Origin of the sequence: Streptomyces bobili, from assembly GCF_002154575.1 — a bacterium.
Taxonomy (GTDB): Bacteria; Actinomycetota; Actinomycetes; order Streptomycetales; family Streptomycetaceae; genus Streptomyces; species Streptomyces bobili.
Window position 1 is genome coordinate 1 of record NZ_MUBA01000892.1, and the last position, 787, is coordinate 787.

Consider the following 787-nt stretch of genomic DNA (forward strand, 5'->3'; position numbering starts at 1 on the left):
GTGACGGTGGTGGGGCCGGGGCCGCTCCCGCCGGTCCACAGGATAGGCCCGTCACCGCGGGGCGGGGGCCCGCGGGGGGCTGTGGTGCCGGACGGGAGCGGGGCCGTGTCTCAGTGTGCCGCCGGGCCCAGGTCCGGGGTATCCGTGAGGTGGGCTCGGGTCGCGGTGGTGGCCTGGAGTTCCAGGAGGATCAGGTCGTTGGTGCCGGGGCGCAGGACCGGGGCCGGAACGTACAGCGTCCGCTGGGGGCCTCGGTTCCAGTAGCGGCCGAGGTTGAAGCCGTTGATCCACGCCTGGCCCTTGGTCCAGCCGGGCAGCGAGAGGAACGTGTCCGCCGGGGTCCTCACCTCGAACGTGCCGTGGTGGAAGGCGGGTTCCGCGGAGGCCGACGGGGCGGCCGGTGTCTGGTCCAGGGGCAGCTTGGGCGGGGCCTCCATCGGGAGGGGGTGGCAGTCCCAGCGGTGCAGGGGTGTGCCGTCGTAGGTGACCGGGCCCAGGAGGCCCTTCGGGGTGCCGATGCGGGGGCCGTAGTTGACCCGGCCCATGTTCTCCACCAGGACGTGGAGTTCGGCTCCGGGGCGCGGCACCCGGACCGCCAGGGTTTCGTCGTGGCGCTCTCGTTCCAGTACGCCGACGGGGGCGCCGTCCACGAAGATCTGGGCGCGGTCGCCCACTCCCCCGGCGAAGTGGAGGAGGCCCAGGCCCTCGGTGGGGAGCGTGGTGCGGTACAGGACGTATCCGGCTCGCCGGCCGAGGGCGTCCGCGGAGAGGGGGTCCTCGGGGGCGG

Annotated in this window: 1 pseudogene; it reads right to left on the reverse strand. The window is 74.3% G+C overall.

Annotated elements, in window-relative coordinates:
- Positions 1–110: 110 nt before the first annotated feature.
- A pseudogene (locus BZL64_RS38520) lies at positions 111–787 on the reverse strand (beta-galactosidase); the annotation flags it as partial.